The 26,751-nt window shown below is 64.7% G+C and carries 21 protein-coding genes and 1 tRNA gene; 9 read left to right on the forward strand and 13 right to left on the reverse strand.

Annotation, left to right across the window (positions count from 1 at the left end):
* Window positions 1-11 precede the first annotated feature (11 nt).
* The 6 genes from VGR99_RS18075 to VGR99_RS18100 form a co-directional block, all read right to left on the reverse strand.
* Window positions 12-350 (reverse strand): lipid-A-disaccharide synthase N-terminal domain-containing protein, encoded by a 339-nt coding sequence (locus VGR99_RS18075; protein ID WP_326900115.1) that lies wholly within the window; start codon window positions 348-350, stop codon window positions 12-14.
* Window positions 347-1,081, reverse strand: coding sequence for a glycosyltransferase family 2 protein (locus VGR99_RS18080; protein ID WP_326900116.1), 735 nt, complete (start codon window positions 1,079-1,081; stop codon window positions 347-349). The genes VGR99_RS18075 and VGR99_RS18080 overlap by 4 nt, the downstream gene beginning before the upstream one ends.
* Window positions 1,082-1,149: 68 nt before the next feature.
* Entirely contained in the window at window positions 1,150-1,995 is an 846-nt protein-coding gene (locus VGR99_RS18085; protein ID WP_326900117.1) for a phosphatase PAP2 family protein, read from the reverse strand.
* A gap of 1 nt (window position 1,996) precedes the next feature.
* Window positions 1,997-3,739 (reverse strand): glycosyltransferase family 39 protein, encoded by a 1,743-nt coding sequence (locus VGR99_RS18090; protein ID WP_326900118.1) that lies wholly within the window; start codon window positions 3,737-3,739, stop codon window positions 1,997-1,999.
* A gap of 50 nt (window positions 3,740-3,789) precedes the next feature.
* A complete protein-coding gene (gene pbpC / locus VGR99_RS18095) occupies window positions 3,790-5,925 on the reverse strand; it encodes a penicillin-binding protein 1C (protein ID WP_326900119.1) in 2,136 nt (711 codons plus the stop codon).
* Window positions 5,926-5,933: 8 nt separating this feature from the next.
* Complete coding sequence (locus tag VGR99_RS18100; protein ID WP_326900120.1) at window positions 5,934-11,138, reverse strand: alpha-2-macroglobulin; 5,205 nt, start codon at window positions 11,136-11,138, stop codon at window positions 5,934-5,936.
* A 405-nt stretch (window positions 11,139-11,543) separates the two neighbouring features.
* Between VGR99_RS18100 and VGR99_RS18105 the strand changes: the two genes are divergently transcribed.
* Window positions 11,544-11,620 (forward strand) — tRNA-Arg (locus tag VGR99_RS18105).
* Between the two features lie 491 nt (window positions 11,621-12,111).
* Entirely contained in the window at window positions 12,112-12,486 is a 375-nt protein-coding gene (locus VGR99_RS18110) for a hypothetical protein (RefSeq protein ID WP_326900121.1), read from the forward strand.
* A 41-nt stretch (window positions 12,487-12,527) separates the two neighbouring features.
* Here VGR99_RS18110 and VGR99_RS18115 read toward each other — a convergent pair whose 3' ends face one another.
* Window positions 12,528-14,084 (reverse strand): hypothetical protein, encoded by a 1,557-nt coding sequence (locus tag VGR99_RS18115; RefSeq protein WP_326900122.1) that lies wholly within the window; start codon window positions 14,082-14,084, stop codon window positions 12,528-12,530.
* A 27-nt stretch (window positions 14,085-14,111) separates the two neighbouring features.
* Window positions 14,112-14,930, reverse strand: a complete 819-nt coding sequence (locus tag VGR99_RS18120) for a hypothetical protein (protein WP_326900123.1) — start codon at window positions 14,928-14,930, stop codon at window positions 14,112-14,114.
* A gap of 468 nt (window positions 14,931-15,398) precedes the next feature.
* On the opposite strand from VGR99_RS18120, the gene VGR99_RS18125 reads away from it, so the two are divergent.
* On the forward strand, window positions 15,399-15,617 hold the full coding sequence (locus VGR99_RS18125; protein WP_326900124.1) for a hypothetical protein: 219 nt from the start codon (window positions 15,399-15,401) through the stop codon (window positions 15,615-15,617).
* A gap of 117 nt (window positions 15,618-15,734) precedes the next feature.
* Here VGR99_RS18125 and VGR99_RS18130 read toward each other — a convergent pair whose 3' ends face one another.
* Window positions 15,735-15,983 (reverse strand): hypothetical protein, encoded by a 249-nt coding sequence (locus tag VGR99_RS18130; RefSeq protein WP_326900125.1) that lies wholly within the window; start codon window positions 15,981-15,983, stop codon window positions 15,735-15,737.
* 697 nt (window positions 15,984-16,680) lie between these two features.
* Between VGR99_RS18130 and VGR99_RS18135 the strand changes: the two genes are divergently transcribed.
* Window positions 16,681-16,845, forward strand: a complete 165-nt coding sequence (locus VGR99_RS18135) for a hypothetical protein (protein WP_326900126.1) — start codon at window positions 16,681-16,683, stop codon at window positions 16,843-16,845.
* Between the two features lie 103 nt (window positions 16,846-16,948).
* On the opposite strand, the gene VGR99_RS18140 is transcribed toward VGR99_RS18135, so the two are convergent.
* The 3 genes from VGR99_RS18140 to VGR99_RS18150 all read right to left on the reverse strand — a co-directional run bounded on the left by VGR99_RS18140 (window position 16,949) and on the right by VGR99_RS18150 (window position 18,463).
* Window positions 16,949-17,716 (reverse strand): hypothetical protein, encoded by a 768-nt coding sequence (locus VGR99_RS18140; RefSeq protein ID WP_326900127.1) that lies wholly within the window; start codon window positions 17,714-17,716, stop codon window positions 16,949-16,951.
* A gap of 184 nt (window positions 17,717-17,900) precedes the next feature.
* Window positions 17,901-18,149, reverse strand: coding sequence for a hypothetical protein (locus tag VGR99_RS18145; protein ID WP_326900128.1), 249 nt, complete (start codon window positions 18,147-18,149; stop codon window positions 17,901-17,903).
* Window positions 18,150-18,226: 77 nt separating this feature from the next.
* Window positions 18,227-18,463: a hypothetical protein gene (locus tag VGR99_RS18150; protein WP_326900129.1), complete on the reverse strand. Its 237-nt coding sequence runs from the start codon at window positions 18,461-18,463 to the stop codon at window positions 18,227-18,229.
* A 266-nt stretch (window positions 18,464-18,729) separates the two neighbouring features.
* On the opposite strand from VGR99_RS18150, the gene VGR99_RS18155 reads away from it, so the two are divergent.
* Complete coding sequence (locus VGR99_RS18155; protein ID WP_326900339.1) at window positions 18,730-19,077, forward strand: DUF6481 family protein; 348 nt, start codon at window positions 18,730-18,732, stop codon at window positions 19,075-19,077.
* Window positions 19,078-19,186: 109 nt separating this feature from the next.
* Here VGR99_RS18155 and VGR99_RS18160 read toward each other — a convergent pair whose 3' ends face one another.
* Entirely contained in the window at window positions 19,187-19,429 is a 243-nt protein-coding gene (locus tag VGR99_RS18160; RefSeq protein ID WP_326900130.1) for a pentapeptide MXKDX repeat protein, read from the reverse strand.
* A 352-nt stretch (window positions 19,430-19,781) separates the two neighbouring features.
* Here VGR99_RS18160 and dctP point away from each other — a divergent pair, with 352 nt between their 5' ends.
* The 4 genes from dctP to VGR99_RS18180 all read left to right on the forward strand — a co-directional run bounded on the left by dctP (window position 19,782) and on the right by VGR99_RS18180 (window position 26,696).
* Window positions 19,782-20,804 (forward strand): TRAP transporter substrate-binding protein DctP, encoded by a 1,023-nt coding sequence (gene dctP, locus VGR99_RS18165; protein ID WP_326900131.1) that lies wholly within the window; start codon window positions 19,782-19,784, stop codon window positions 20,802-20,804.
* Window positions 20,801-21,355 (forward strand): TRAP transporter small permease, encoded by a 555-nt coding sequence (locus VGR99_RS18170; protein ID WP_326900133.1) that lies wholly within the window; start codon window positions 20,801-20,803, stop codon window positions 21,353-21,355. The genes dctP and VGR99_RS18170 overlap by 4 nt, the downstream gene beginning before the upstream one ends.
* Window positions 21,352-22,710 (forward strand): TRAP transporter large permease, encoded by a 1,359-nt coding sequence (locus tag VGR99_RS18175; RefSeq protein ID WP_326900134.1) that lies wholly within the window; start codon window positions 21,352-21,354, stop codon window positions 22,708-22,710. Before VGR99_RS18170 ends, VGR99_RS18175 begins: the two co-directional genes overlap by 4 nt.
* 461 nt (window positions 22,711-23,171) lie before the next feature.
* Window positions 23,172-26,696, forward strand: coding sequence for an autotransporter domain-containing protein (locus VGR99_RS18180; protein ID WP_326900136.1), 3,525 nt, complete (start codon window positions 23,172-23,174; stop codon window positions 26,694-26,696).
* Window positions 26,697-26,751: the final 55 nt, after the last annotated feature.

Genomic DNA, 26,751 nt, shown 5'->3' on the forward strand with positions numbered 1-26,751 from the left:
GATGCTGCGGATCAGCGATCCAGCGTCTTCGACGCCTGGCCGCGGTTCTTGATGATCAGCATGATGTTGCGGACATAGATGATGGTCGCGAGCGCCTGTCCGAGGATGATGACCGGCTCGCGCTTCACGACGCCGTAGACCAGCGTCATCAGTCCGCCGCCCATGGAGCAGAACCAGAACGCCATCGGCACCACGCTGTTGCCGGCGCGCTCGCTCGCGATCCACTGCACCAGGAATCGCGCCGTGAAGAACAGCTGCGCGACGAGGCCAAACGCCAGCCAGAAATCGAACTTGGCGACGAAGACGTCGTAGAGATAGTCGCTCAGCGCCTGACCGTAATGAATGATCATGCCTGCACCTCAGTCACATCTGGCGTGGGCTTCTTGCGACGGATCAGCCACCACACGCCGCCGAGATCCATGATCCCGATCCAGAGCCGGTCGAAGAAGCCGTAGTTCGACACGCCGGAATGGCGCGGCCGGTCGATCACGTCGACATAGGCGATCTCATAGCCTTCCCGGCGCACCAGCGCCGGCAGGAAGCGATGCAGCCCGTCGAAATAAGGCATCATCAGGAAGACCTCGCGCCGGAATGCCTTCAATCCGCAACCGGTATCGCGCGTTCCGTCCTGCAGGATCGCGTTGCGAACCTTGTTCGCCACGCGCGACTGGAATTTCTTGAAGCCGGTGTCCTTGCGCCCGATCCGCTGGCCGGCGGCCAGCCCGACGCGCGCGCTCTTCTCGACCGCCGCGATCAGGTCCGGCAGGAAGGCGGGATTGTTCTGGCCGTCGCCATCGAGCGTCGCCACGATCGAGCCGCGGGCCGCGCGCACGCCGCTGCGGACCGCCGCCGACTGGCCGCCGGATTTGGCGTGACGGAGCTGCCGCAGATTGTCCCGCTGCGCCATGATGGCGGCGAGCCGCTCGCCGGTCGCATCGGTCGAGCCGTCGTTCACATAGATGATCTCGTAGACCCAGCGGCCGTCCAGCGCGGCCGTGATCTCCTCGATCAGGGGCGCAATGTTGCCGGCTTCGTTGCGCACGGGAACGACGATGGAGACCGAAGGCTGGGACGACGACAAATCGAGGCTCGTGGTTGGAATGGGCCTGCGCCCCCTGGGGAACCGGCGGTCCCGGCAGGCAGCCGCTTTTATGGGGCGGAGGCCCCGCGGGCAACCCTTTTGAGGCGCCCGCCGGCCGGTCCCGGAAGCGGCACAATGCTGCCGTCGGCGCGGATGGCGAAAGCCAGCCTCCGCGCGGCGAACCAGTAGCGGACGGCCATGGCGCCGACCATGCCGACCAGGGCACCGGCCGTGACATCGCTCGGATGATGCGCGAGCAGCACCAGGCGCGTCAGCAGGATCACGATCGCGTAAGTGAACATGAACACGCGCAGCCGCGGCCACAGCGCCGAGACCGCGAACGCCAACGCGAACGCCGTGATGGCATGGCCCGACGGCAGGCTGGCATAGGCTCCCGTCCCCTCGAACGGGATGAAGTTGAACGGATCGGGCTTGCCGCCGACGAAGGGCCGGCCCCGACCGATGAGATATTTCAGGATCTCGCCGACGAAGACGGACAGCGCAACAGACAGAAACAAGTACTGAAGCCGCGTGCCCAGGCCGAGCAGCAATGTACGGCGGGTGCCGTGAAGTCCCGCTGCAACGAGCGCCACGACGACCAGCGCAATCCCCAGCACCGAGAGCACATACTCGTCCTTGCCGAAATCGGTGAGGATGCGGATCGGCCACAGCGCGGGCGTGCCACGCGTCGGCATCAACTGGATCTCGGTCTGGTCGAACGCGGCCATCAGCACAATGATGAGAGCCGCGCCCACAGCACTCAGCCACAGCGAATGCCGCGCCAGCTTTCGCGCGGCCTCGGCGCGTCGCGAATGCGACGGCGACCGCACCAGCTGTGCCAGCGCGCGCCCCGACACGGCAAGCAGTTGCACGGGATAGCCCGGGCGCGGCGCGATGCTGGTCGACGCCGGCATCTTACTCGGTGCCTTCCGAACGGAAGATCGAGATCGAGATCGCGCGCCCTTGCGAGAAATTGTAGCCGTCGATGCGCGCGCCGACCTTGTAGCGCAGGCCGATCGCCTCGGCACGCTGCACGAAGCTGCGCTCCGAGCGCTGCTCGATCAGCGCGAAGCGGCAGCTCCCCTGCCGCAGGAAATCCGCCGCGCCCGAGCCGTCGGTGAGCAGCGTCTGCGTGCCGGTCAGGAACACCAGGCTCGGCTCGTGATAGCCGGCAGAGGCCGCCTTCGGGCCGACGCAGGTGACGTTGCGCAGCGCGCGTGCGACCTCGATGCTCGGAAACAGCGGTGTCAGCGACGGCAGCACGATGCCGTAGACCGTGATGGCCAGCATCAGGGCGGCGACCAGCGCGTTCAGCAACGAGCGCTCGGCGCGGTTGGTGTCGAACAGCCACCAGGCGAACAGGCCGAAGATCAGCGCGGCCGCGATGAACGGCCAGGCCACGAAAGCCGGCTGCCGCGTCAGCATCACTGCGCCGACCACGGCGATGATCGAGGCCGCCGCGGGAATCGCGAACCACCAGGCCGAGCCACGCGCAAGCCAGGAGCGCGACAGCACGTTCCGCTCCAGCGCGCCGACGGTCAGGATCGCGATCGCCGGATAGAGCGGCAGCACGTAATGCGGCAGCTTGGTCAGCACCGCCTCGAACACGATCCAGGACGGGACCAGCCAGGCCAGCAGGAACTGCGCGCCGGGCTCGCGCCGCGCCCGCCACACCGCCGGCGCCGCCATCGCCGCAAGCGGCGCGCCCGGCCAGAACGTGATCCAGAACAGCGCCAGGTACAGGCCGGGCGGTGCGCCATGGGATTCCTGCGCGCCGATCTTGCTCAGCATGTCGCCGCCGACGGAGTCCGCGAAGAAGGCATCGCCGGCGCGCCAGAAGATCGCGACGAACCAGGGCAGCACCAGCACCAGCATCCACATCAGGCCCCAGAGCGGACGGAGCTTCCACAGCCAGGAGGAGTCGCGGTCCTGGATCGCGAGCGCGACGATGGTCAGGCCCGCGAACATCAGGATCAGCGGGCCCTTGATCAGGATGCCGACGGCGAGCGCGGTCCAGAAGATCGCGGGCCAGCTCCAGGGCGGATGCGTCTCGTCCTCGGCGCGCTGCCAGGACAGATAGGCCCGCGCCATCGCGCCCATCGCGGCGGTCACGCAGAACAGCAGCATCGCGTCGGTTTTCGCGAGCCGTGCCTCGACGCCGAGCAGCACCGAGGCGCACATCAGCAACGCCGCCAGCACCGCGGCGCGCCGCGTGACGAATCCGAGCGCGGCCCAATAGGTCATCAGCACGGCGCCGATGGCCCCGATCAGCGACGGCAGCCGGTAGACCCAGATGCGCAACTCGGCCTTCGGCAGCTTCAGCGCGGTCGCGATTTCAACCGCGGCGGATTGCAACCAGTAAATGCCGACCGGCTTCTTGTAGCGGACGTCTTCCTGGAAGCGGATGTCGACATAGTCGCCGCTCTCGACCATCTGCTTGGTGGCCTGGGCGAACCGCGCCTCGTCGCGGTCGACGGGCGGGATGGTGAAGAAGCCCGGCAGGAACAGCAGCAGCGCGCACAGCAGCAGGAAGGCGACCGCGCGGGCGTGGCTGGCCGTGGCGAAGTCGAGCATGGTCACGAGCCGGCTGCCCGGATTCACGGGCGATTTCGGCTCGCGGGGGGCTCCAAAACGCGGTGTTGGGTAGGTCTCGGCCATTGGTTCCGCTTACGCTGAAACCGCCATCGCCACAACCGCTTAAGGCAAGGTCATTGAATTCGAATGACGACTGTGTCCGCGGCGCCCGTGGCATCGATCACGGTGAGCCGTGCAAAGCCCGGGCCGGGCGGATCGATCAGCCGCTGGCGGCGCCCGTCGATCTCGCCGAGGGCCGTTCCGTTAACCATCACGGTCATGGGCAGAACCCCGCCGGCGACCTTGACGGGCATGGCGGCGGCCTCCGCTCCGCCCGAGCGATCGACGTCGATCCGCGAGCCATTGAGCGGGAACTGGATGTGCAGCGCCTGCTCGCCCCCGGTCCGCACCAGTTCCCCGACCGGGCGGAACCGTTTCAGCGGCAGCGGCAGCTTGGCATTGCTGGCGACCAGTGTTCCCTTGGGCGGCTTCGGCAGCGGCGCCAGCGTCTTGCCGGTCCGGGCGAAGGCATCGAACAGGATCGGCGCGGCGGCGACGCGGCCGATCAAGCCGGGAACCGGCGCGCCATCGGGCCGGCCGACCCAGACGCCGATGGTCATGCGGCCGTCGAACCCGACCGACCAGGCGTCGCGATAGCCGTAGGAGGTGCCGGTCTTGAAGGCGATGCGGTTGTGCGCGGCGTTCTCCGGCGGCGGCGTGCCCAAAAGCACATTGCCGACCTGCCAGGCCGCGACCTGATCCAGCAGCCGCAGCGTCTCGCGATCATCCTTGGTCGCCATGACCTCGTGCAGCGGCCTGGTGGTGCCGAGCCGCGCGAAGCCCGTGTAGAGCTGGGCGAGGTCCTGCAGCGTCACGCCGACGCCGCCGAGGCCCATGGCGAGCCCAGGTGCCTCGTCCTTGGGCAGAATGAGATTGCCGCCGGCCTGCCGCAGCCGCGACGCCAGCCGACTCGAGCCGACGCGATCGAGCAGCACGATCGCCGGCACGTTCAGCGACAATTGCAGCGCCTTCTTCACCGGCACGGTGCCCTGGAACGTCATGTCGAAATTTTCCGGCGCGTAGGAGCCGAAGCGTACCGGTCGGTCGTCGATCAGGCTGTCGGGATGAACGAAGCCGTCCTCGAAGGCGAGCCCGTAGATGAAGGGCTTGAGCGTCGAGCCCGGCGAACGGATGGCGCGAGTCATGTCGACCTGCCCTGCCCGGCTCTCGTCGAAATAATCCGCCGAGCCGACGCGCGCGAGCACGTCGCCGCTCTCGTTGTCGACCACGATGATGCCGACCGAAATGTTCGGCCCCAGCGCGATGGCGCGGTCGCGGGCCAAGGGCTCCAGCACCTTCTGCAGGCTGGCATCCAGCGTCAGCTTGATGACCGGCGTGTCCTTGACGATCGATAGCGCGGTGTCGGAGGCGTGCGGCGCCAGGATCGGCATCGGCTTGCGCAGCTTCGGCACGGGAACGGCCTTGGCCTGTTTCGCGTCGTCGAGGCTGACCACATGCTCCTCGACCATGCGATCGAGCACGCGATCGCGCGCCTTGCGCGCAGCTTTCGGAAAGCGATCGAGCCGGCGCGTCTCCGGCGACTGCGGCAAGGCGACCAGCAAGGCGGCCTCGGCCAGCGACAGCCGCTTCGGCTCCTTGCCGAGATAGGCGATCGAGGCTGCGCGGATGCCTTCGAGATTGCCGCCATAGGGCGCGAGCGCGAGGTAGAGGTTGAGGATCTCGTCCTTGCTGAGCGTCCGCTCCAGCTCGATCGCGCGCACGATCTGGTGCAGTTTGGCGTAGAGCGAGCGCTGCCGCCGCGGCTCCATCAGCCGCGCGAGCTGCATCGAGATGGTCGAGCCGCCGGACACGATGTGGCCGCGCGTGCCGAGCTGCAGCGCGGCGCGGCCGAGCGCGAGCGGGTCGAGGCCGTTATGCGCGTAGAAGCGCTGGTCCTCATAGGCGAACAGCAGCTTCAGATAAGTCGGGTCGACGTTTGCTTTCGTCTCCACCGGCAAGCGCCAGCGCCCGTCGGCCATGGCATAGGCGCGCAGCAGCTTGCCGTTGCGATCGACGACCGTGGTCGAGACGCGACGCGCTTCGTCGAGCGGCAGCGGGCCGAGCGAGTAGACCCAGCCGACGAAGCCGATGATGGCGAGGATGAACGCGAGCACGGTGGCTGAGAGAGCGCGAAAAACAATCCGCCCTCTCCGCCCGTCATGGCCGGGCTTATCCCGGCCAATCACACCATCGTTCAGTGCCGTGGTCATCTCACCGTTCACTTCGCCGCCCGCACCTCGACATTGCCCGTTCCCGTCCGGCCGTAGCGCGAGGGATTGTACATGTCCTCGACATAGGCCTGCGGCAGCACGTATTTGCCGGGCGAAACCGCGCGCACGATATAGGCGACGGTGAAGACCGCCTTGGAGTCCGAGGCACGGTCGACGGCCGCGGTGAAGCGGTCGTCGCGGAACTCGGTATCTTCGGGCTCCTCGCCGTCCTCGATCCAGTCCAGCGTGCCGCTGTCGCCGGACGAGACCAGCTTGGGGTTGTCGATCTCCAGGCCCGCCGGCAGATAGTCGGACACCATGATGTGGCCGTACTCCGGCTTGGCCTCGGTGATCTTCAACACCACGGCGAAGCGATCGTTCTGCTTGACCTTGCTGATGTCGGCGGGCTTGCCGTCGAGCGTGAAGTAATTGCGCTCGATCTTGAAGCCGTTGGAGGCGGCCGGCTCCGGCGTCACCGGCGAGCCCGACACCGAGACCACCGCCTGGATCGGCGCATCGCCGGTGTTGGTGATCTTCAGCGGCTTGCCCTCCAGCGTCGCAGCTTTGTAGCTGCGATAGAGCGCGGTCTTGACCGGCTGGCCGTCAACCTCGATCGAGAGGTTCTCCTTGGCGAGTGCCCGCGCCGCTAGCACCAGCCACGCATTCTCCTGCGTGGAGGTGTAGGGCGTGAGCCCGCGCGCGACTTCCACCCGCGACACCGCCTGCGTCAGCGTCGCCCTCGGCGCGTTGCCTTCGCTCGCGAGCGAGACCAAAGCTGCGGCGTCGCGGAGCTGCGAGCCGTAGTCGGTGCGGCCGAACTCCATCACCGGCTTCGGCGCCAGGCTGTCGAGCGCGGCGCCATAGACGCGTTCGGCACGGTTGCGGTCGCCGACCAGCGCCAGCGCGGCGGCAAGCTGCGACTTCGCAATCGGGGTTGCGAGGTTGTTCAGCTTGGTATCGGCGAGATAGCGGAGATCGCCGATCGGCGCCGCGCCGTTACGTGCCAGCACGTAGAGGCCGTAAGCGAGATCGCGGCCGCCATCCTTCTCCGGCTCGTTGCCGTTGACGACGGAGTTTCTGACGCGGTCGAGCGCGTTCTTGAACAGCACGTCCGGCACCGCAAAGCCCTTTTCGCGGGCGCGGGTGAGGAAGTCCGTCACGTAGGCGTCGAGCCAGGCGTCGTCGCCGCCCGCCGACCACAGGCCGAACGAGCCATTGGAGCCCTGACGGGCCAGAAGCCGCTCGATGGCGTCGCGGATGCGCTGGTCGACTTCGGTGTCCATGGCGAGATGCGCCCCGGCCGCGAGGTCGTTGACATAAAGCAGCGGCATGGCGCGGCTCGTGATCTGTTCCGAGCAGCCATAGGGATAGCGGTCGAGCGCTTTCAGGATCGTCGCCGCATCGAGCGCGGTGGACAGGCTCGCCGAGACCGAAACGCTGCCGGTGCCCGGCACGAGATCGGAGAACATGTCCGAGGTCAGCGTCAGGCTCTCGCCCTTCGCCAGCGTCCGGATCGAGCGCCGCGCCAGCACCTGCGTCGCCGCCTTGACGTCGAGCGCATAGTGCCGCGCCAGCGTCAGGCCGTTCGGTCCCTTGATGTCGACGTCGAGCGTCGCCTGCCCCGCCGCGGTCGCATCGATCGCGAGCGAGAACGCGTTGCGCTGCTTGGCGGCGAGCTTGACGGTGGTTGCGGGATTGCCGGTCATCTTCACCGGCCCGCCCGTCTTGACGTTGATGACGTAGTCGCCGGCCTGGCCCTCGACATTGTCGATCTCGAGATTGACCGTGCCGTGATCGCCATTGAGCAGGAAGCGCGGCAGGGTCGTGGTCAGCACCACGGGGTCGCGGATCACGACATCGGTGTTGGCGCGGCCAAGCTTGGTCGCAGTCCACGCCACCGCCATCACGCGCGCGGTGCCGGCGAACTCCGGAATGTCGAAGCTCACCTCCGCCGAGCCCTCGGCGCCGACGGTGACGATGCCGGAATAGAGCGCGAGCGGCTTCTGTGCGGGCGGCGAGCCTTGCAGCTCAGCTGCGCCGGCGTCACCGCCGGACTTGATCTGGCCGCGCGTGCCTGACATGCCGTCGATCAGCTGCCCATAGAGATCGCGGATTTCCGCGCTCAGGCGGCGCTGGCCGAGGTAGTAGTCATCCGGCGCCGGCGGCTTGTAGTTGGTGAGGTTGAGGATGCCGACGTCGACCGCAGCAATCACCACCTTGGCGTCCTCGCCCGGATTGAGCCCGTCGAGCTTGACCGGGATCTTCAGCATCCCGTTGGGCCGGATCAGCGCCGGCGGCGTCAGCTTCACCTGCAGCGTGCGGGTCTGCTTGTCGATGCCGAACCATTTCAGCCCGATCGCCCGGCCCGGCATGCGCTGGGCGGCGGCGTCGAGCGGCCGGCGCAACGTGGCCACCACATAGGCGCCGGTGCCCCAATCCTTGCCGATCGGCAGCTTCACCTGCGCGGTGCCTTCCTTGACGTCGATGGTCTGCGTCGTCAGCAGGCGGTCACCGAGCACGTTGATGGTGAGCTTGCCGGCGGAGCGGACATTGACCGACACCGTCATGGTGTCGCCGGAGGAATATTGCGGCTTGTCGATCGAGGTCTCCAGGAGGTCCGGCGTGTCGGCACTGCCGTCGGAATACCAGCCGACGTCGAACTGCACCGAGGTGACCGGGCCGTCAGCGTCGTTCGACTTCACATCCAGCCGGTAGCGGCCGGGCTGCGGGCTGAGCGAGATGCGGGTCGGCTTGTCGGCGGCGATGGTCACGTCGCCATCGGCGACGCGCGAGGTCGACTTGACCGGCTCGTATTCCCAGTAATTGTTCTGGCGGTACCACTGGTAGCGCGACTCCATCTTCAGCAGCTCGTAGCGCAGGCCGTCGCGGCGCAGCGTCTGCCCCTCCGGCGAGACGAACACGATTTCGAACTCGGCCTTGTCGCCCTCGGCGACGTTCTTGTCGGCAAACAGCGGCTTGACGCCGATCAGGGCGGTCGCGGGCGCGACCGGCAGCACGAGCTTGCGCTCGACCGCGCGTCCCCCCGTCTCGACCATGCGGACGAAGATCTGCGCTTCCTGCGGACGCGTCGAAGCCGGCTGCTTGTCGAGCGTCACCGGGAAGGTGGCAACGCCATTGGCATCGGCCTCGGGCAGGTTTTCCAGCGGCGTGCGCTCGTTCGAGGTGGTCTCCTCGTCGGCGACGCCGAACTGATATCCGGTAAAGCCCGGGCGCCCGGCCGCGGGCGCGATCAGCATGTCGCCTTCGAGCTGGAGGCCCGAGGCCGGCGCGCCGTAGAGGAAATGGCCGTCGGCCTTAAGCTCCACAGGAACGTTAGCTTTGATCAGCTTGTCCTTGGCGGACAAGTCGAATTCGATCCTATCAGGAACATAGTCTTCGACCATGAAGGTGGTCTCGCCGACCGACGAGCCCTTCGGGTCGGTGAAGGCACGCACCCGCCATGTGCCTGTTGGCACCGCGGAGTTGAGCGGCACGGACAGCGTGCGGCCACCGGCGCCCTGGTCGGCGAGCACGGCGCGGCGGTATTCGACGCCATCAGGGCGCTCGACCACCAGTGTCAGCGGCCCGCCGTTGACGGCGTTGCCCTGCCCGTCACGCAGCAGCGCGGTGAGATAGACGGTCTCGCTGGAGCGGTAGACGCCGCGCTCGGCATAGACGAAAGCATCGGCGCCCGCCGGCACGGCGCGGCCCGCGACGCCACGGTCGGACAGGTCGAAGGCCGAGGTCTTCAGGCTCAGAAAGGCATAGTCGGCCTTCTCGCCCGTGACCGTCAGCATTGCCGGCGACAGACCGCCCTCGCCGCGCGCAAGGCCGGCCTCGAACAGCACGTGGCCGCTGTCGTCCGTTTTGCGGGTCGCCAGGATCTCGTTGTTGCGGGCAACCAGCCGCACCTCGGCCTTGCCGACCGGATCGGTCGAAGCCAGCGAGTTCACGAAGACATGGATGCCGTCATTGCCGGAATAGGCGGAGACGCCGAGATCGGAGACGATGAACCATTGCGTGGCGAGCTGGTAGTCGTCGTCAGAGCCCGGGCCCTTGGCCGCGGCGGTCATCACGTAGACGCCGGGTTGCAGCTCGCCGAGCGCCTGGTCGACCGGGAATGCCGTGGTGACGTCCTGGTTCAGCGTCATCGCGGTCGCGAGCTCGCCGGTCCAGACCTTCACGCCGCGCTCGTCGCCGAGGTCGCCGAGCTGGTATTTCGACAGCGTCTTCTGGAAATCGCTGTCAACCACGGTGTTGATCAGGTTGCGGTCGCCGATCCGGAACACGTTGATGTTGACCGCGGGCGTGTTGACGCTGACCACGGGAATGCCGCGCTGGCCGGTCCGCGGCAGCACATAAGCGCGGCTGGTGAAGCGCACGAACGGCTTGCGGTCGCGCACATAGACGTTGAACTCGGCCGATTTCGGCAGCCCCTCCTTCACGGTGGACGGCAGGCCGGCGCGCAAATTGATGTTGTAGCGCTCGCCGTGCTTCAGCCCGTCGACGCAGAGCTGCTTGCCTTCGGCCGACAGCGCCGGCTTGTCCTGCCCGGCGAGGGCCAGGAACGGCGCAAAGTCGGTGCGCTTGGCCAGCTCTTCCGAGAACTGGAAGCAGGCGCGCGGGCTCGCCGAATCCGAGTCCACGGTATAGTCGAGCAGCCGGAAACCGTGCTCGTCGCGCATCTTTTCATACTGGCCGCGAACGTCGGCGACCTCGCGCAAGTCCAGCGACAGCCGCAGCGCATCCAGCGCCGGCCGCCACAGTTTGCGTTCGGCCAGCGATTTGCCGAGCACGGCGAGCGCATCGGCCTCCTCGCCCGGGTTGCCGGCGCGCTGATAGGCGATGTAGGCGGCGGTCGAGGCACGCTCCAGCAGGAACGTCTGTTCGCTCGAGCTTTTCGGGGAGATCTGGAAGATCACCTTGGCGAGCCGCAGCCAGTTGCCGGTGTCCTCCGGCGTGGTTGCCGCGATCTGGCCCAGCACCGACAGGCCGGTGCGGTAGTCGTTGCGGCGGAAGGCGGCGTCGGCGTCGGTACGCAGCGTCGCGCTGGTCTTGGCGACCGGCCCCGCCTCGCTCTTGATCTGCGCCTCCAGCTTGATCGCGGAATCGGCGAGATCGTCGCGCTTGAAGGCTTTGTCGGCGGCCTGCGCGGCCGAGAGGCCGAACGCCAGCGTGGCGCAGATTGTGACGGCGCGAACAAGACCGATCATGGATGGACTCCCGGAAATCGCGGACGAACGCCGCTTGTCGCATGAAATGCGCTGAAAGGTGACGGACTCATGGCGATGGAACCAAATGTGCAAATCGTCGCATTCGCCATGACAAGGCAAGCCCGGAGGAGACCGATCGAGATGCCGCCGCGCACGCCGTCCTGATGGCGCAGCCACATCTGACCAGTCGACCGGCGGCCGTGTCCCGGAAGCTGACCAGCGTTCCCGGCGATGTGAACCATCGTCCAGTCCGCGGCCGCTCAACCCGGCACCCTGACACCCCACCGTTCCGCTTTGTCGCTTTGAGTGCGAAAACGGTTCGGTTCAGACTTGGCGAAAGACCAAATTTTTCATATTGGCATAGTAGACGAACGGCCAGCCGCCCGGACCGGGTGGCTTAAGGACGGTCCCATAGCTCAACTGGATAGAGTAGCGGATTTCTACTCCGCGGGTTGCAGGTTCGAGTCCTGCTGGGATCGCCACGTCAACCGGTCCATCCGACGACAGGCCAATTGCGTCACCAAGCGCGAGCGACGGCGCTCTAATCTACTCCTCGCGGCTAGGCCACGGCCGCGAATGGTTCGAGGCCGAGCTATCGCGAGCCGCCAGCAAATTCCTTTGCAAGTCTATCGGCTCGCCTGGGTCACAAGGGGGCCGCGGTGCATCGCACTCGCCCTGGCGGCTCCGCGATCTATCCGATTCCTGTGCAACGGCACGCAGCTCTGTTGCACACCTCCTCCACACCGTCTCACCGTCCGACGCTATGCTCTTCCTATCGCTTGCCGCAACCAACTCACGGCAAGGACTTTTCTAACTCTGAGTCAATTTCATGCCGGCGCCCAATGGAAGCGCCTTGCAGTACACGGCTGCTAGCCTAAAAATGGGAACTAAGGCAGTAGCATGCCGCTCCATTTATTGCGCGTGATTTCAACTCATGGTAGCTTCGATGTGTCCATTCGTTAGGGGGATGGCCATGTTAGGCGGTGCTCGCTTTTTTGTTCTTTGCTTCGCGATTTTGGCTGCATCAAAAGCCGAGGCGCAGCCTCAGTCACTAGACGCTCAGGCCAAAGCACTCGATCTCATCACCAAGACCGCGGATAGCGTCTGCAGCATTGTAACACTGGCCGGTAACTCACAGAGCCTGAAAATCAAAGGCGAAGTAAAGGCACAGCTGAACGGTCTAATCAGGCAACTCGCCGATCTGGGTATTAGCGGGGATGCAGATTTCAATTCGGATAAGTACGAGGGCCTTATTCGGACTGATCTTGCCACGGCCATCCAGAACAACGCCCAATGCAAGTTCAACGTCTTTGACAAACTTCAGGCGAAGATGATCAAGAGTGATTGAAATCATTCTGGTCGATCGCGTCCCACGACGGTGACTAAGGGCTATTGCCGCTTCCGGCTCTTCGCGCGTGACGGCTTGCCTTCCGCTGGTTTTAGATTCGTCGGCACCTCACCGAGGGGGCGACGATAAGTGTCGATCCGACGCAACCAGCCAGCCTCCCACGCGCGGTTGGCTGGAATATTGCGAACCCGCTGCCGCAAAACAAACTGCGCGGCATCGGCATATTCAGCGAGCACTGCCTTCGGCTCGGTTGTTTCACCACTCATCTTTAGAAGAACTTGCTTCAGGCCCCAGCCCTGCCGCTTGCCAGTCTGCTTGTCGACCGCCGTTTCTTCCGGATTGATGCCCTCGCCCTTAAATTCGACGTAGTCGATAAGAGGGTAGAGATCCTGTGACGCCTCCACGACGCGTGAAAATTGGGTAATGATATGGGCGCGCTCAGCACTATCCGTCGCAGTTTGCAGAATTTTGTTCATCGCGCCATTTGCGCGCACCACCAAGTACTGGGCCTGACCTGCGACGGTGTCGAGCAGGAACTGTCGCAGCTCTTTCATTCGAGGTGAGTTGAAGTTTTTCTGGAAGTCGGCACGGCTAGTCCACGGACAGGGCGGAATCGGCGTCTTATCGACCCAGGTGGGCAGACGCGCATCTTGTTGGCGCAGGAAAGCGAGCAAGGGGGGAAAGCTCTCCTCAAAAGGCGCCGGCTTACCTGCTGGAAACCACAGAAAATGTCCGATGCCGAGCGAGGCAAATTCCTCCCCTGCATTCCATGACGTTATCGCATCACGATTTCCATCCGTTTCGTTCAACCATATCTTGTGTCCCACCTTCTGGGCCACGTCGTCTTGTAGAGCGAGTTGCGGCACGGCGACGACCTTCTCTGTATTGGTGTCTTTGTCCTCATCCTTGCTCTTATCTTTGCTGACCGGTCTGCTCACATCAGACAACGGAACGGGCACGTTCGGCGCCGCCTTTTTCGCACCGAGTTGCTGCCGCGTAGCCATGTCGATTTCCGGCTTTGATGTCTGCGTGTCGGGCCACGCCACAGCCGTCTCCGGCGCTGAGGTCTGTATATCAGGTACAGTTGCTACAGTAACCGAGGCCTTGTCTTCTACTGGGGGCGTAATGGATTTGGGTGCTGGGGGTTGAGCTTGAGGCCGAGGCAAAGATCTTTCTTGTTCCGTTTTTGACTGCTGAACCTCAGACGGCGAGCCGGCAGGGGCCAGGGGCGATGTTTGCTCGTCGGGCGGTGACGCAATCGTGTCCCCTCCCGCCGCTATCGATGCTGCAACTGTGTTCGGCCTCGGGTCTGGCCTTCGATCCGCGTTGAGCGCCGCAGTGGCCTCTAACCTTGCTTTTTGCGCGGCGGCCAGCATCGCTGCGCCGCGTTCTCTGAGCTTTGTTTGATTGTCGGCGACATCCCCCGCGACTGGGGCTGCGCTTTTAGTCGGTACCGTGCGATGCATCCACACGGCGGCGACGACACATACTAGCAATGCGCTATAAACCAGCCACCAGCGGAATCGTGGCGGCTTTTCCTTCAGCGACGTTCTATTGCTGCCGACCCGACGTCGGTCGTCCTCAAAGTCGCCGCTCATGCTCGTGACTCCTTGAGGAGGACTTTCTTAGTGGCGACTCGACAACACGTCTGTCTGCCGCTCGACGATGCGTGGCCCGTTACCGTCGCTCTTTATACCAAACACAAATCTGAAATCGCTGAGCTGTACGCTGCCATTGGCCTTTTTCTTATAGCCGTCGACTTGCTGCGTGAGCACGCATTGGTCTCCGACCCTGCTCGCCGACGACGACGTCGGCGTATACCTCTGCATCGGGTATACTTTTCTGAAGTCATCTTCTTCCTTGATGATGTCGGTCTTGGTCTTCGTGGCCTGCCTCCCGTTGACCGTCCAGGTGACCTGATCATCGTAGATCGAACTGTCGAAAGGTCGGTTGCCATAGATCCCGTGCTGGTCGAGCCAATCGATGATGTAGTCGGTCTGGCACGACAGCCCTGCCCGGGATACCGGTTGAGGTGGAGGCGGCTTGTACGACGGAGGTGGCGTTGGACTTGTTTGGCTTGGTGACATGCTCTTGACCAGGATCGTGAAGACCTGGAATCTACAATTGCTGAGATCTCTTATCAGAGGCGCAGCTTGCTCGCGCACAACCCCTACGTATTCGTCGGTGGTGATGCTGCCGCTATTTTGCCCGCCGGTGGTCTGAATTTGTGAGGCCAATCCTCTTAGTTCAACGCTGACGGCACCTTTCGCTGCGGCTGTCGAGGCGCTGCCCTGGTCTTTAACAACCCCGCAAATGCGTTCTGCAGTGCTTGCGATAACGATAAGCTGAGCTTCGCTAAGTCCTTGAGCTTGGGCCCCTGGCGGTATGATCAGTACCTGCAGAAGAAAGCCTGCAACAGCTGAGAACAAGAAATTCTTACTCATGAAAACGCCTCCAGCCCAATGACTTAGTGACAGAAGCGAGGCAGCATTATACGAGCGGGGCAACTTTATTTGCAATCTTCTAGTGCAGGCGCGAACTTATACATCTTCAGCCTGAGCTAGCTGTTTGTCAGATAACTTGACCTAATGCAGCGATGGCTGGGCCCAGCACGAAACGCGCTACGATCCTGATTGTCAGAGATCAGGATCTCCGAGCGATGAACGGCGAAGAGCACGAAATACCACAAGGCCGAAGCGGTGGTTACGACGGCAAGCTGAGTCCAACTCGCGCAAGATTCTTTGCAGTCCAACTCGATCAGCGCGGCGGACATTGAGCCGCCAATCAAATGCCCTTCACGAACGCGTGGGTAACCATATCCCGGTCTTTGCACCGCGCAAACGAGCCCTATCTAAGCGCCGGGCGAATTGCGCCCGGCAAGGACTTCGATGCAGCGATCCGAGTGGACGAGAATGGCGATCGCATCTGCGGTGGCGCTCGTCGCAATGTCATACCTGGCCATCGACGCAGGCGTCGTGAACACCAGTGTGGTCACAAAGCACATCGAGATCGCGCGGGCGTCCATTGCGGACGCGGCGACCAGCCAGCATCAACTCGCCTTCGCCGTTCATGCGTGGACGCGGAAAAGCCAGCAGAAGCCGCATTTGGAAGAATGCCTGGCGATCGATTGATTCAGCCGTTGCACTGAATTGGCCGACAACCGGCCGGCCTTTCTTTTGTTCACGATCCGACTCCGCTTCGTTCACGAAGCACGAATCGCAACCGCGAAAATCGGCGCGGCGCATTTCTTAATGCGACGTTTCACCCGGCCGGATCGTTCCCGCATTCAACGTCACGAGCACTGGCCGCAAACGGTACGCATCAATCGCGGCGTTCGACAGCAAGAGTCTGCGCCGCTCGCCACGCAATATCATCCGGTCGATCCTGCCCAGGATGAAGCGGGCGGATTCCCTGCGCTCACCCGTGAGCAGGCCGGATCGTTCGAGATATTTCCAGGCGATTTCGAAAGACTGCGCGCGGAGTTCGAGGTCTGTCATAGGCGGCCAACGTCGGCGCGGATCGGATGTTCCTCTGCCAGAACCGCATCGGCTGACGTGCAACGCGCGAAGCGTGGCGCGACGAAGATGCGAGAGCATCGTGGAACGTCACGACCGTTGCATTGGACGATTTGAAATCAAGTGGTGCCGACCCACCAGCCCCGGTCGGCTTCGAAGGGCCCCGTGCTTGTCCCGCGAGCACGGGGCTTTTTCTTGCCGCCTGTTGCCGCGCCCGTTTTCCGGTTGAATGCGATCAGTCCGACTGCTCCTCGCGCCGATCGCGGGCGAGCTGATGCCAGGCCAACGCCAGCTGGATAAGTCGCTGCCGGTCGGGGCCTTCGGATGCCGCGGCGCGCTTCATTGCCGCCTCGGCCTCATGCTGTGGGTCGTACTTGGTACACATGAGACCGACACTAGCCCTTCGATCTCGACAAGCAGATGGCAATTTCGTCCGTACGAATGCGGGGTTGTTTCGACCTCGCTCGGGCACAGCGTTTGCGGGCCGATTTCGGTTAATACGGATCGCGACGCAAGGACGGAGCGTGCATCTGTTTCCAGACATCTGCAGGGCCGCCTGCGCCGGGCCGTTTTTCATTCAGGCGCATCTGTGAAGTGCGTCACAGCCGATCCACCGCGCCTCCGCTAAACAGCATTCCCAACCGCTCGCATCGCCGCGAGAGGGCATGGGTGGCCTGTCATGACACAAAAAGCAGCAGCAGCCGAAGCGCGCGTCCCGAGGCAACCAAGCAGGTCCGACCCGTTTGGCATCACCGTTCTCGCGGCGATCGCCGTGGTGATGCTGGCCTGGATCGCGGGCCTGGTCTGGGCCGCGATGGCGTTCTTCAACTGGCTCGTCGCCTGAGGCGCGAAGCAAACGATTAAGCGGCCCGCCGCAACGCAAAAGAGGCGGGCTTGCACCCGCCTCTTCGTTTCAGATCCTGTCGTCCCAAATCCTGCCTCGCGGCTTAGTAGCACGCGCGCGGATCGGCCTGGACATACTGGCCGCTCGGATAGCGGTAGTAGCAATTGCCCTGGGCCAGATAGTAGCCGGGGCGCGAAGCCGCCGTGGCGCCGGCGATCGCACCGGTCGCGCCGCCGATCACCGCACCCGCGGCCGCGCCTGAGGCATTGCCCGAGATCAAGCCGCCGAGCACGCCGCCGACGATGGCGCCACCAAGTGCGCTTGCGCCGGGATCAGCCGGCGGCGGCGGAGGTGGCGGCGGTTCGTAGGCGACCGGCGGCGGGGCATAGGCCACCGGCACGTCGTCGTAATACTCCTCGGAGATGTAGCCTGGGGGGCCGGCCATCCGCTGCGGATAATAATACCAGACGCCGCCGACGTCCCACCACCAGCCGGAACGGCCGTTATGGACCTCGTGGCGCCAGCGCCCGCCATCCCAGGCGACATTGCCGCGATAGGCATGTCCGCCCCAGTCGCGCGCTGGCGCGGGGCCGTGGGCGTGGTAACGGCCGGGCGGCGGGCCGCCGGCATTGTGCGGACCGGGACCGGCATGAGGCTGGCCGCCGCCGGGCTGCGGCGCAGGCCGGGCCGCCTGCTGGGGCGGCGGGCCCTTGCGCATGTTCTGCGGCGGCGCGCCTGCGCCCGGCGCGGCCTGCGGCGGGCCGGCATCTCTCGGCGGCCGTGCGGCGTCCTGCGCGTGCGCCGAAAACGCGAGCAATGACATGGCCGAAACCACGGGAATGATGATCTTCATGCGGCTGGACGCACTCATGCGTGCTTAACCCCCTACTTTCTCGATTGCCGTGGTCCTGGTGCGATAGACGATTCGTCTCGCTCCGGGGTGATGCCGGCTGACATAACTGACCTGCTTGATCGGCTAAGTCCCGTTACAAATGATTAAGATCACGGCAATTTTTCGGCTCCAGCGGGCTGCACAGGGGCACGCTGGAGCGCTTCTAGCGGGCCGGCTCGATCACGTTGCAATTGCGCCGCCCCGACATCACGCAGTCCTGCATCTTGCTGGCCGCGGTGAGGTCGCGGGCGAGCAACCAGCCGACACCGAGGATCAGAATCGCGATGATCAGACCGGCAATCGCGCCACGCCGGTTGTCGCTGGATTGCGGTTTTGGCGGGGATCTGGGCTTGGCGCCGGGTTCGGGCGTCGACTGGGGCTTGGAGTCGGGCTTGGACTCGGAATTCGACATGGCTGACCGATCACAGGGGCGCGGTGCGCTTTAACACCTCTGCGGCGTGGCGTCACATCCCCGAGGCAGCGGATCGTTCAACCCCTGGTCTGGCGAATTGCATCCTTGCGCGAGGTCTCGACCGCCGGAAGCGCCTCGCGGGCCCGGAGGGCGCAGGTCGTCAGCACGAACGCGGTCTGGGTGCACTCCCAATCCGCGCCCAGGACGGCACTATCAACCGGCTGCGGGCGGGCAAACAGCAACGCAGCGCCGGCCACGGCTGCCACGGCGAGGGTGAACGCGAGCGCCTTCAGGCTCAATCTGGAGATAGTCATGCCCGTGCTCCGTCTCGTATCCGGGCGAACGCTAGGCGTCGCCTTGGGGCGCCCCTTATGAGGGACATCACAATTCGGCAGTTTTTCCGGGCTACGAGAGATCGTTGGGGGCGATTTTTCGTCTACCTGATCGGCTGCGATTATGGGTGGCTTCGCGACGCGCGCCGATGTACACGCTTCTGCGTCGCGTGGCGCCTGCTATGCCCAGCCGACGTACCAACAGGCAGTCATGTAGGATTGAAAGCGAGGATGACAAGGCTCGTTCGATGAGTGGATTCAGGGAACCCGGGTACGCAGACCGGCAGAAGGCGGCACAGGACGCCCGCAAAAATCTTTTGAACAAATTCAAGTCGCAGCCGGGGCACGACGATCCCGCGGTCGCGGCACGTCGCGCCGAGCGCGAGGCCCTCGCGGCCAAGCGTGCCGAGGCAAAGGCCACGCGCGAGGCTGAGAAGGCCGAGCAGAAGCGTCTCGCGGAAGAGGCCGCAGCCGCCGAAGCCGCGCGGATCGCCCGTGAGGCCGAAGAAGCGATCGCGAGGCAGGCTGAGCTCGAGGCCGAGCAGAAGGCAAAGCGCGACGCCCGCTACGCGGCCCGCAAGGCCAAGCGCAAGTAGTGCTCGACGTCACGTTCAATTGAATTTGAACTGAGATGATATCAGGGGCGGTCCATGTGACCGCCCCCGCACTTTTGTGCGCGCAGTCGCGCGCTCCGGCGACGGAAGGTCAGTTCTTCTTCATCATCCCGTCGTCTTTCTTCATCCCGTCCTTCGACATGTGATCCTTCTTCATGCCGTCGTCCTTGGACATGGCATCCTTCTTCATGCCGTCTTTGGACATCGTGTCCTTCTTCATCATGCCGTCGTCCTTGCCCATCTTGTCCTGGGCGAAAGCAGCCGGCGCGAACGCGAGGCCAAGCGAGACAACGGCGGCCGAGACGCCGAGCGCGATGCGGGTACGAATGGTCATGGATCATCTTCCCTTCGAGATTGAGCTTGTCAGCGACGGACGCCGCTATTTGATCTCGACGGATCAATCGCCGGCGTTGTTACGCCGCCGCCGATAAATTTCTGCGAGCCGGCGCCGTCCACGCATTCGCCGCAATCACAACTTTGGCATGCGACCTCCATTCGGAGGACGGGGAACGGCAAGTGTGCAGCGCAGCACGACCGGCACTTGCCGCGGCATTCCGTCTCGAACTATCAGATGAGAGAACTCCACTTGAAAGACCGGCTAGGATGGGCCTACGCCCCGGTCTCAAGACCTGACCCAATCACAGCAAACAAGAACCGTTCGAAGAAACGTTCAAGGGGATCACGCCATGATCACGCGCCGTCATCTAATCGCGACCGCCGTCGCCGCACCCGCCATTCTCCGCTTCGGCACCGGGACCGCGCATGCCGCGACCACGCTGAAGATCTCGCACCAATTCCCGGGCGGCACCATCGACAAGGGCGATTTCCGCGACCGGCTCTGTCGCATGTTCGCCGCCGAAGTTGCCAAGCGCAGCAACGGCGACATCGCCGCCGAGATCTATCCGAACTCCTCGCTGATCAAAACCAACGCGCAGTTCTCCGCGATGCGCAAGGGCGCGCTCGACATCTCGCTCTATCCGATGCCCTACGCCGGCGGCGAATTGCCGGAGACGAACATCGGCCTGATGCCCGGCCTCGTCACCACCTACGACCAGGGCATGCGCTGGAAGAAGGAGCCGGTCGGCAAGGCGCTGACCGACTTCCTCGCCGACAAGGGCATCATCCTGCTCACCTGGGTCTGGCAGGCCGGCGGCGTCGCCAGCCGCTCCAAGCCCATCGTCGCGCCTGAAGACGCCAAGGGCATGAAGGTGCGCGGCGGCTCGCGCGAAATGGACATGGTGCTGCAGACCGCCGGCGCCTCGGTGTTGTCGGTGCCGTCGAACGAAATCTACGCGGCGATGCAGACCGGCGCCTGCGATGCCGGCATCACCTCCTCGACCAGCCTGATCTCGTTCCGTCTCGAAGAGGTCGCGAAGTCGCTGACCTCGGGCGCCGGCGCCTCCTACTGGTTCATGCTCGAGCCGCTGATGATGTCGAAGGCGATCTTCGACAAGCTGCCGAAGAACCAGCAGGACGTCCTGCTCACCGTGGGTACCGAGCTCGAGGCTTTCGGCCGCAAGGGCGCGCAGGACGACGACGTCGAGGTCGCCAAGGTCTACGAGAAGGCCGGCGCAAAAATCTCGGTGCTCGATGCCGCCACCGTCGGCAAGTGGCGCGACATCGCCCGTGACACCGCGTGGAAGGATTACGGCGCCAAGACCGCGACTGCCGCAAACCTGCTCAAGCTCGCCTCCGACGTCGCGGCATGAGCCACGGTCCGCTTCCGGATCGTGACGACCAGGCGACCGCTGCCGCAAGGACAGGCCTTGCGGCGGCGCTCGATCGCGGTCTTGCCGTCCTCAACAGCATCATCGTCGTGCTCGCCGCGATCGCACTGATCGCCGCCTGCGCCATCCTGAGCTACAGCGTGCTCAGCCGCGCCTTGTTCAAGGCCGCCAATTACTGGCAGGACGAGGCCGCCGTGTTCCTGCTGGTCGGCGCGACCTTCATGACGGCAGCCTACGTGCAGCAGAACCGCGGCCATATCGGCATCGAGGCCTTCGTCGGCCTGCTCTCGCCGCTCGCCAACAAGGTCCGGCTCTGGCTGGTCGATGTCGCCACCTTCCTGTTCTGCGCCTTCTTCACCTGGAAGTCCTGGACGCTGGCGCATGAAGCCTATGTCGACGGCCAGGTCTCGAACTCGATGTGGTCGCCGCCGCTCGCCATTCCCTATTCGTTGATGGCGCTCGGCATGAGCCTGCTCTGCGTCCAGATTCTCGTGCAGCTTGCGCTGCCTTTCGCAGGAGCCAGGCGTCCATGAGCGTCTTCGGTATCGGCCTCGCCTACGGCATCGCGACGCTGGTCATCATGTTCTCGGGCATGCCGATCGCGTTCGCGCTCGGCGCGGTCGCGGTGGTGTTCATGGGCATCTACATGCCCGCGGCCTCGCTCGATACGGTGACGCAGAACGTCTACGAGGAAATGGCCTCGATCACGCTGCTGTCGATCCCGCTCTTCATCCTGAAGGGCGCCGCGATCGGCAAGTCACGCGCCGGCCAGGATCTCTATTCGGCGCTGCATGCCTGGCTGCATCGCGTGCCCGGCGGCCTCGGCGTTGCCAACGTGTTCGCCTGCGCGCTGTTCGCGGCGATGGCGGGCTCGAGCCCAGCGACCTGCTCGGCGATCGGCTCGGCCGGCATCCCCGAGATGCGCAAGCGCGGCTATTCCGGCGGTTTTGCCGCCGGCATCATCGCCGCCGGCGGCACGCTCGGCATTTTGCTGCCGCCCTCGATCACCATGATCCTGTTCGCGGTCGCGGCCGAAAAGTCGCTCGGGCGCTTGTTCCTCGCCGGCATCGGCCCCGGCCTGCTGCTGGTCTCGCTGTTCGGCGCCTATGCCGTGATCCGCTTCCGCCAAGAATATGCCGCCGCCGAAGCCATCTTCAAGAAAGGCGGCCCGGAGGCTCCGATCCTGCAGCGCGACGAGTACACGCTTGCCGAACGCTTCAGCGTGCTGCCGCGCGTGATCCCCTTCGTGCTGCTGCTGACCGGCGTCATGATCGCACTCTACGGCGGCTATGCCACGCCGTCGGAAACCGCCGGCCTCGGCGGCCTGCTCGCGCTGGCGCTGATCGCCGCGATCTACAGCGTGTGGCGGCCGAGCGACCTCGCCCCGATCATGAAGTCGACGATCCGGGAATCGACCATGCTGATGATGATCATCGGCATGTCGCTGCTCTATTCCTACGTGATGAGCTATCTGCACATCTCGCAATCGGTCGCCGAATCCATCGTCGCGATGCATCTGCCGCGCTGGGAGCTGCTGTTCGCGATCCTCGTCATGGTCGTCGTACTCGGCTTCTTCCTGCCGCCGGTCTCGATCATCCTGATGACGGCGCCGATCATCCTACCGCCCTTGCGCGCCGCCAATTTCGACATCATCTGGTTCGGCGTGGTCATGACCATCGTGATGGAGATGGGCCTGATCCATCCGCCGGTCGGCCTCAACATCTTCGTCATCCGCAACGTCGCGCCTGATATTCCCCTGCGCGAGGTGATCTGGGGCACCCTGCCCTTCGTGCTGCTGATGATGCTCGCGGTGCTGCTGCTGTGCCTGGTGCCGGAGATCTCGACCGGGCTGCCTGACCTGGTGATGGGGCCGGACGGGAGCAGGTGACGGGAGGAGGTGTATCTCTCGGCCGTTGCCTTGACGTCTGAATGCGCCCTTCCCTTCTGGTCCAATCCTATACGGCACATGCCGTATAGGACCCCGCGATGAACCCTTCACTGTTGATTCCTTGCAACAGCCATCCGAAAAATACAACCTCAAGGCGCAGTTCGCCCATCAGCTAGGCAAAACTCCCTTTCTTGTGCACAAGGCGTATAAGAATCCTGCTATCCACAGCTATCCGGGCCCCTGCGCGACGGCACATGGCGGGCACACCCTGATATCGACGACAGCGTGAACCGGCGTATTGCGAACAAAACCGGGCGCTGCAGAGCAGGTGGGCGGGCATGCTGTTAAGCTTGAGGTTGCTGCGGCGGCGAGCGGTTGGATCGGCGTCCGCTGGACTTTTCATCCTGATTGCGATGGTCTCAGCGGCCCACGCAGATTGTACGCCGGCGGCCGCCAATGGCGTGACGGCGACCTGTACCGGCACCACCATCGACCAGGGCGGCCTCCCGCCGGGCACGATTACCGGGACCGCAGGCTACGGCGCCGGCACCGAGACCGGAATCACCGTCAATGTCGGCAGCGGCGCCAGCGTCACGGGCACCGGCATCAAGTTCGGCATCGCGATCGGAACCGGGACGGTCACCAATTCCGGCAGCATTACCGGCACGGGCAGTTACGGCGTTAGTGCTGGCACCAACGCGACGGTGATCAACAACGTCGGCGCCAGCATCAAGGGGGGCGCAACGGGCGTTTGGGCTGCCGGCACTGCCGATGTCACCAATTCCGGCAGCATCATCGGCACGGGCAGTTACGGCGTTGATGCTGACGCCGGTGCGAAGGTGACCAACAACGTCGGCGCCAGCATCACCGGCGCCAGTTCAGGAGTTGTCGTCGACACCGGCTCAGCCAACGTCACGAATTCCGGCAGCATCGTCGGCACCACCGTCTACGGTATCAGGGCCGGCACCAACGTGACGGTGACCAACAACGCCAGCGCCAGCATCACGGGTGGCCTGGACGGAGTTGCCGCCAATGCCGCCGCCGACATCACCAATTCCGGCAGCATCATCGGCACGACCACTTTCGGCATCGGCGCGGGCACCGACGCGAAGGTGACCAACAATGCCGGTGCCAGCATCACCGGCGGCAGTACCGGCGTTTTCGCCAGCACCGGGTCGGCCAACGTGACCAATTCCGGCAGCATCACCGGTACGGGGACCTCCGGAATTTACGCCGCCACCAATGCGACGGTGGTCAACAACGCTGGGGGCAGCATCGCGGGCGGACAGTACGGAATTCGTACCCTCGCCACCGCCGATATCACCAATTCCGGCAGCATCACCTCTCTGGCGCCGTCCGGCGTCAGTGCCGCGATCAGTGCCGAGGACGGCGCAACGGTGGTCAACAACGCAGGCGGCATCATCCGCGGCGGGAAATTCGGAATTCTTGCGAACAGCGGCTCTGTAGGTCTCACCAACTCCGGCACCATCTCCGGCAGCGGCTTCGGCATTTCCGCTCAAAGTGTGGCGGTGACCAATACTATCGGCGCCAGCATCACCGGCGGCGACTCCGGCGCTTATGCCACCACCGGCTCTGCCAACGTCACCAATTCCGGCAGCATCACCGGCGCGATCAACTACGGCATTTTCGCCAACACCGACGCGACGGTGATCAATAATGCGGGGGGCAGCATCACCGGCCACCTGTACGGAGTTCTTGCCAGCACCGGGGCCGTCAACATCACCAATTCCGGCAGCATCACGGGGACTGTGATCAACGGCGTGGTCGCCAAGACCAATCTGACCGTCACCAACAACGCCGGAGCCTCCATCAGCAGCGGCGGGACCGGGACCTGGTCGATCAACGGGTCCTCCACCGTCACCAATTCCGGCAGCATCATCGGCACCGGCCTTTACGGCATTCTTGCTTCAACCTACGCGACGGTGACCAACAATGCCGGTGGCAGCATCAGCGGCGGGGTGAACGGAATTTTTGCTACCGGCGGCGCCGGCGGCTCGTCGGTGTTCAACGCCGGCACGATCAGCGGCGGCACCAATGCGATCCAGTTCACCGGCACCGGCAACACGCTAACGCTGGCTGCGGGCTCGGTCATCTCGGGCCTCGTGCTCGGCGGCGGCAGCGACACCTTCCAGCTCGGCGGCACGGGGACGGCAAGCTTCGACGTCTCGCAACTCGGCGCCGCCGCGCAGTATCAGGGCTTTGGTACCTTCAACAAGATCGACAGCTCGGTGTGGACGCTGACCGGCACCAGCACCTATGCCGGCGCTGTCAACGTCAACGGTGGCACGCTCGCGGTCAACGGCGATATCTCCGCAGCAAGCCTCCTCACGGTGAACGCCGGCGGCACGCTCGGCGGCAACGGCATCGCCGGCGCGGTCGCCATCAACGGCGGCACGCTGGCGCCGGGGAATTCGATCGGCACGCTGACGACGTCGAGCCTGACCATGACCGCGGCGTCGACCTATCTGGTGCAGGTGTCCGGCGCGACCTCCGACAAGACTATCGTCACGGGCACAGCCAGCGTTAACGGCAAGGTGGTGGTGGACCCGCTGACGCGGGTGTCGGCGACGACGACCTATACCATCCTGACCGCGGGCACCGTGAATGGCACCTTCTCCGGTGCGGACTTCCTCACCGCCAACAATTTCGCCCGCAACGCGCGGCTGAGCTATGTCGGCAACGAAGTGCTGCTGACGCTCGACGCCGGCCTGCTGTCGCCGTCGCTGCCCGGTTACGCCACCATCAATCAGAAAAACGTCGCAGCCGGAATCGACACTGCGCTGGCCGGCGGCGGCACCATGCCGGCCGGCTTCAATGCCTTGTTCGCGCTGTCGGGCAATCCCCTGCTCAACGCGCTGACGCAGGCCTCGGGCGAGACCGCCACCGGCGCGCAGCAGACCACCTTCGATGCGATGAACCTGTTCTTGGGCGTGCTGACCGATCCGTTCGTGGCCGGGCGCGGCAATGCCGGTGCATCGCCCGGTGGAGCGACCGGCTATGCGGCTGACGACAGCGATGCGCTCGGCTATGCTTCGGGCGGCCGCAAGCGCTCGGGCGCCGAGCGCGAGGCTTACGCCGCCATCTATCGCAAGGCGCCGCTGGCGCAGGCGTATGAGCCGCGCTGGAGCGTGTGGGCTTCGGGTTTCGGCGGCACGCAAACCACCGACGGCAACGGGCCGCTCGGCTCCAACACCACCACCAGCCGCATTGCCGGCGCCGCGGTCGGCGCCGACTACTGGTTCTCGCCGTACACCGTGGCCGGCTTTGCGCTCGCCGGCGGCGGCACCAACTTCTCGGTGGCGAACGGCGGCACCGGCCGCTCCGACCTGTTCCAGGCCGGCGCTTTCGTGCGGCACAATATTGGCCCGGCCTATATCACCGGCGCGCTGGCCTATGGCTGGCAGGACATCACCACCGACCGCACCGTCACCATCGCCGGGGCCGATCATCTGCAGGCCCGCTTCAATGCGAATGCGTATTCCGGCCGCCTCGAAGGCGGCTACCGCTTCGTTGCGCCATGGATCGGCGGCGTCGGCATCACGCCCTATGCGGCTGCGCAGTTCACCACGTTCGATCTGCCCGCCTATACGGAGCAGGCGATCACCGGCAACAACACCTTCGCCCTGAGCTACGCTTCGAAGGCTGTCACCGACACCCGCAGCGAGCTCGGCCTGCGCACCGACAAGTCGTTCGCGCTCAACGATGCGATCGTCACGCTGCGGGGACGCGCCGCTTGGGCCCACGATTTCAACGCCGATCGCAACATCGCCGCGACCTTCCAAGCATTGCCCGGCTCGAGCTTCGTCGTCAACGGCGCCGCGCAAGCCCATGACGCGGCGCTGACCACCGCGTCGGCGGAGGTGAAGCTCGCAAGCGGTCTGTCGCTCGCGGCCACCTTCGAGGGCCAGTTCTCCGACGTCACCCGCAGCTACGCCGGCAAGGGCACCGCGCGATACGCGTGGTGAGGCCGCGTGCGACGGCGCCCTCGACAGCACCAGGGCGGGTTATCTGACCCACCCC

It is taken from the genome of Bradyrhizobium sp., from assembly GCF_035935975.1.
GTDB lineage: Bacteria > Pseudomonadota > Alphaproteobacteria > Rhizobiales > Xanthobacteraceae > Bradyrhizobium.